Origin of the sequence: Kitasatospora sp. NPDC048540 (assembly GCF_040651175.1) — a bacterium.
GTDB lineage: Bacteria > Actinomycetota > Actinomycetes > Streptomycetales > Streptomycetaceae > Kitasatospora.
In genome coordinates, this window is record NZ_JBEZIR010000232.1 from 1 (window position 1) to 5385 (window position 5385).

Genomic DNA, 5385 nt, shown 5'->3' on the forward strand with positions numbered 1-5385 from the left:
GAACTGCGTCCACTGGTTGTAGACGGCGTGCAGCGGGACATCCACCTCGATGGATTCCTTCACCCTGGTCACAGCGGTCCCCTTCCGGGTCGACATGCTCGGACATTTCGTACACGGTGACGCCTGCCCCGCGTCCGGGCAGCCAATCGGCCGACCTCCGCACGTTCGGCGCGGGGCGGTGTGGCGCGGCCGACAAGCATGAGGCCGCCGTTCCGGGAACTGGATGGTGGGTGGAGATTCCCGGTGTTGAGATGGCCGCGCACCCCAGGAGCCGGCTCGCCGAGCACCCGAGGAGAGCGCATGACCGCGATAAGGCCCCTGCTGGAGCTGCGGCCTTCCGGCTGCTCCGCCGCTCGGTGCCACTGCTGCTCTGGCCGGTCCCGCTGCTCCACGGGGCGATGTACCTGTGGGCGGGCTGGAACCCGTACGGCAGGACCGACCGTTTCCCCGTCGCAGTGGCCGACCAGGAGTCCACGTGCTTCCAGTGCTTCGCCCCGGATTGCGGGGGTAGCCGGGACTTCGGCAGAGAGCGGAAGAGGGGTGGGGGGGAATGCCGCAGATCATCGAGACGGTGGTCGAGGCTTCGGTCGCCGGACCGGAGCTCCGATCGGTGCGCATCAGGTTCCGCTACTACCCCGACGACCCGTTCGCGCTCCATCTGGACGTGGGTGGCGACGCCCGGCGCGGGGGTCACGGGACGGTGGCCTGGATCGCGGCGCGCGAGCTGTTCACCGCGGGCCTGCGGGCCCCGGCGGGTCTCGGTGACCTGCGCGTCCGTCCGTGCGGCGCCGACCTGGCTCTCCTGGAGTTCCATTCGCTCAGCGGCCACGCCGTTGCCCTCATCTCGTCCCAGGAGCTGTGTTCCTTCCTGGCCCGGACCTTCGAGGCGGTCCCCGCCGGTACCGAGCAGGAGCGCGTGCGCTGGCCCGGCACGGTGGCCTCGCTGCTCCGCCAGTCCACCTGACCGAGCCGCGGCCGCGGCGGGGCAGGGAGTCGCGTTTCCTGGGACCCACCCGGCGAGAACCCGGCGGGGGCGCTGCTGCGCTCGGCGGCGAGCCATCCGGTCGAGGAAGTCGCCGGCGGTGGCGCTGCGTCCCGTCACCGACGTCGCCCGACCAGCCCACCCCCTACAGTCCAGACCCGAGTCAGGCCAATCGGGCAAGCCGGTCGAGCTGTCCGAGGAACAAGCGCCATTGGGCGATCCTGCGGGGGGCAGCCGTGGAGACCGCGGGCGAGCGGACGCAAGTGCCGCGGTTGGCAGTGCGGGTCCGGGGCCACCGGACCGCTCAGCGCTGCGGCGGCCGGCCGCTGCCACGCTGATCGCCACCGCGGTGGTCCATCTGCCGCTCGGCCTCCCGCGCTGGGGCCGGAACCCGGTCGCGGACGCCGTGTTCACCGCCGCCGCGGCTCTGTGCCTGCCCCTCGCCGTCCTTCCGGTCATCTGTGACGCGCCGTGGCTATGGACCACCGAGGCGCCATGGGCAGATCCGTCAGCACCGGCGATTTGCTCTCCGGCGGTCTCGAACATGGCGTGGCACAGGCGCCGTCGTCGCTGTTCGGTACGCGGCCGGCCGCAACGAGCAGGGTGTCGGCCTGGACCGTGGAACCGTGGGACGCCCGCACCGCGCTCCCCGGGCCGGACCGCGATGGGGGATGGCACGTGGTGCCCGGGTTCCGGGGCTTGCTCCGGGAGGCCGTGTCATGAAGTCCACTGGTGGTGGCGGGCGCGCCAGCCGAGGGACGGACCGGCGCCTGCGTCGGCGACCGCGAGCAGGAGTCCGCCGCACATCGAGAGGTTCTTCAGGAAGTGGATGCGCTGCTGGGCGCGCTCCTCATCGTCCTTGATCTCCCAGAACCGGTGGCCGGCCAGGGTGACCGGGACGAGCGTCGCGGCCAGAACGAGCGCGGCGGGCCGGGTGAGGCGGCCGGTGGCCAGCAGGGCACCGGCCGCCAACTGCGCCGCGGCGTTGAGCCGGATCGCGGTCCTGGTCTGCTGCGGAACCGTGGGGACGTGATCCGCCAGCGAGTCGACCACGGGTTCGGCGGTGGACTCCAGACGGGCGGGGTTCAGGACGGCATCGGCTCCTCCGTAGAGGAACATCGACGCCAGCATCGGTCGTGCACAGGCTCTCAAGATGGACATACCAGGCGCCTTTCCGGATCCCGGGCAGTCAATCGCCAACGGTGGCATCGGACCGGAACCGAGGCAACAGCCAGGTCTGAGGTCGATTCGCCCCGCAATCCGCTGCGGGCCGGAGCTCGACGAGGCGAAGCCGGGTCGGGCCGGGTGCCGGTGCAGCCGACCGTGCGACGCCTGCGCGTGGATGGGCCGGGGCCGTGCTCGGGCATCCCCACGGGGGTGGTGCGCCTCAGAACCGGGCCGGCCCGGTCAGCCTCATGGCTGCCTCCAGCAGTCGTGCTCCAGGTAGATCTCGGCGGCGGTGGCCAGTGCGCCGCCGGACATCAGCAGCGACAGGGACCGTTCGATGCGGCCGTGCCGTACGTCGTGCGCCGCGCGCGGCAGGAGTCCGGCCGGGCGGGCCGGGTGCCTGGTCAGGGAGGTCAGGCTCGTCGTGCTCACTCTTTGCCGCTACCCGGCAGCATCTCCTGGATCTTCGCCTTGAGGCCCTGCTTGACCATGGATCCGCGGTCGCTGTCGCCGTGGACGACGGCCGAGGCGGCCGCGAGGATCTGGTCGAGCGTGGCGTGCGGCGGGATGGGCGGGACGGCCGGATCGGTGCGGAAGTCGATGACGAACGGCCGGTCCGCGGCCAGCGCCTGGCGCCAGACCTGCTCGACCGCTTCGGGCGTTTCCACCCTGGCTCCGTAGAGGCCGAGTTGGACGGCGAAGTCGGCGTAGCGGACGTCGGGCAGCGCCTGGGAGGGCTCGAACTGCGGGGCGCCCTGCATGGCGCGCATCTCCCAGGTGACCTGGTTGAGGTCCTGGTTGTTGAGGACGGCGACGATCAGGCGCGGGTCGGTCCACTGCTGGTAGTACTTGGCGACGGTGATCAGTTCGGCGAGGCCGTTCATCTGCATCGCGCCGTCGCCGACGATGGCGATGGCGGGCCGGTCGGGGTGGGCGAACTTCGCGCCGATCACGTAGGGGACGCCGGGTCCCATGGTGGCGAGGGTGCCGGAGAGCGAGCCGCGCATCGAGCCGCGCATCCGCAGGTGGCGCGCGTACCAGTTGGCCGAGGAGCCGGAGTCGGCGGCCAGCACGGCGTTGTCCGGCAGTAGTGCGTCCAGCGCGTGCACGACGTGCTCGGGGTTGATCGGGTCGGCGTCGACGGCGGCCCGGCGCTCCATCACCTCCCACCAGCGGGCGGTGTTGGTCTCGACGGTCCGGCGCCAGGTGCGGTCCTCCTTGAACTCCAGCAGCGGCAGCAGCCGTTTGAGGGTCTCCGTGGCGTCTCCCACCATGTTCAGCTCGAACGGATAGCGCAGGCCGACCATCGAGGGGTCGAGGTCGATCTGCACGGCTCGGGCGGCCCCGAACTCGGGCAGGAACTGGGTGTACGGGAAGCTGGAGCCGATCACCAGCAGGGTGTCGCAGTCGCGCATCAGCTCGTACGAGGGGCGGGTGCCCAGCAGCCCGATCGAGCCGGTGACGTACGGCAGGGTGTCGGGGAGCACGTCCTTGCCGAGCAGGGCCTTGGCGACGCCAGCGCCGAGGACTTCGGCGAGCTGCTCGACCTCGGCGCGGGCGTGGCGGGCGCCTTGGCCGACCAGGACGGCGACCTTCTCGCCGGCGTTGAGGATCTCGGCGCAGCGGGTGAGGTCGGCGTCGGAGGGCACCGGTGCGTAGTGGCCGACGCCGAGGCTGGAGGGGACCATCTTGAAGGCGTGGGCGGGCGGCTCGTAGTCGAGTTCCTGTACGTCGGCGGGGACGATGACGGCGGTGACCGTACGACTCGTGGCGGCGATCCGCATCGCTCGGTCGAGGACGTTCGGCAGCTGCTCGGGGACGGTGACCATCTCGCAGTACGCGGAGGCGACATCCTTGTACAGGGAGAGGAGGTCGACCTCCTGCTGGTAGGAGCCGCCCATCGCGCTGCGGTCGGTCTGCCCGACGATCGCGACCACCGGGACGTGGTCGAGCTTGGCGTCGTAGAGGCCGTTCAGCAGGTGGATCGCGCCGGGGCCGGAGGTGGCGGCGCACACCCCGGTGCGGCCGGAGAACTTGGCGTAGCCGACGGCGGCGAAGGCGGCCATCTCCTCGTGCCGGGCCTGGACGAACTGCGGCTTGTTGTCGGCCCGTCCCCAGGCGGCGAGCAGGCCGTTGATGCCGTCGCCGGGGTAGGCGAAGACCTGGTCGACGTCCCACTGGCGCAGTCGTTCGAGGATGTAGTCCGCGACCTTCATCTTGGGCTCCGTTCAAGCGTCGGCTCTCCGGCGGGGAGGGCATCCCCCGCTCGGTCGTCTCACCCGTCAGGGCTGCCCGAAACACGGCCCCGGCCGCTGTGGGGTCAGCTCTGGGAGGTGAGCGCGGCCATGATCGTGGCGGCGCCGAGGGCGAGCCAGACGAGGTGGTCGCCGAGCGGCCCGGAGTGCAGCCGAGGGGCGCCGGCCCAGCGGCCCGGCCGGCCCCGTGCCATCCGACGACCTCGATCCGGGCGGCGCGCCGCACCCTGCGGGCTGCCGGCGCACCGCCGAGTCCGCCGCATTCTCCGGGCCACCCCGCACGCCGCCGACGGCTCGGAGCAGTCTGCCGCGCAGGAAGTCACCCTGTTGGCGCAGCTGTTGCGAGCGCCATCCACGGGCAGCCGCGGAGCGCGCCTGCCCGTTCCTGCCAGCCGCATGCATCCGCTTCAGGAAGGTGTGGCGCACCGGGTCCGGGGCAGGCGGGGGCCGACAACGCGTCACGCCGGGACCGGCCCGGCGGGCGTCACAACACGAAGGAGACGCGATGAGCGGCATCGAGATCTGGGACTTCCGCAGCACCTCCGGCCACGTCTCCGGCAACGATCTGGTCGGCTTCCACGTCGAGGCCACGGACGGCCCGATCGGCAAGGTCGACAAGCTGTCCGAGGAGGTCGGCGCCCGGTACCTGGTGGTGGACACCGGCCCGTGGATCTTCGGCAAGCACGTCCTGCTCCCGGCCGGCACGGTGGTGCGGGTCGAGCAGGAGGAGAAGAAGGTCTACGTCGACCGCACCAAGGACGAGATCAAGGGCAGCCCCGAGTTCGACTGGGACCAGCACCGGACGGACACCGGCTACCAGGAGCGGTACACGGGCTACTACGGCCCGTTCTACGGTGGCCCCGTCATCTGACCCGGCCTCGCAAGAGCCGGCCGCGGGCCGCCCCCAACTCGGCTCCTCCACGGCGCCGTTCACCGACGCCATGAACGCGATCGCGGGCGGCCACTGGGCCGGGAACCTGG

6 protein-coding genes are annotated in these 5385 nt (G+C 71.7%); 2 read left to right on the forward strand and 4 right to left on the reverse strand.

What is annotated here, in order from left to right; all coding sequences use genetic code 11:
• The first annotated feature begins 550 nt into the window (after positions 1-550).
• The gene (locus tag AB0D08_RS40110) at positions 551-964 is read left to right on the forward strand and encodes an SsgA family sporulation/cell division regulator (RefSeq protein ID WP_359895295.1); all 414 of its coding nucleotides are present in this window, start codon (positions 551-553) and stop codon (positions 962-964) included.
• A 735-nt stretch (positions 965-1699) separates the two neighbouring features.
• On the opposite strand, the gene AB0D08_RS40115 is transcribed toward AB0D08_RS40110, so the two are convergent.
• The 4 genes from AB0D08_RS40115 to AB0D08_RS40130 all read right to left on the reverse strand — a co-directional run bounded on the left by AB0D08_RS40115 (position 1700) and on the right by AB0D08_RS40130 (position 4598).
• Entirely contained in the window at positions 1700-2143 is a 444-nt protein-coding gene (locus AB0D08_RS40115) for a DoxX family protein (RefSeq protein ID WP_082527142.1), read from the reverse strand.
• A gap of 252 nt (positions 2144-2395) precedes the next feature.
• Entirely contained in the window at positions 2396-2581 is a 186-nt protein-coding gene (locus AB0D08_RS40120; RefSeq protein WP_033825007.1) for a hypothetical protein, read from the reverse strand.
• Positions 2578-4365 carry a thiamine pyrophosphate-requiring protein gene (locus AB0D08_RS40125; protein WP_359895297.1) on the reverse strand — a complete coding sequence of 596 codons (1788 nt, stop codon included), beginning with the start codon at positions 4363-4365 and terminating at the stop codon, positions 2578-2580. Before AB0D08_RS40125 ends, AB0D08_RS40120 begins: the two co-directional genes overlap by 4 nt.
• 104 nt (positions 4366-4469) lie before the next feature.
• The gene (locus AB0D08_RS40130) at positions 4470-4598 is read right to left on the reverse strand and encodes a hypothetical protein (protein WP_359895299.1); all 129 of its coding nucleotides are present in this window, start codon (positions 4596-4598) and stop codon (positions 4470-4472) included.
• Positions 4599-4909: 311 nt separating this feature from the next.
• Here AB0D08_RS40130 and AB0D08_RS40135 point away from each other — a divergent pair, with 311 nt between their 5' ends.
• A complete protein-coding gene (locus tag AB0D08_RS40135; protein WP_359895301.1) occupies positions 4910-5275 on the forward strand; it encodes a PRC-barrel domain-containing protein in 366 nt (121 codons plus the stop codon).
• Positions 5276-5385: the final 110 nt, after the last annotated feature.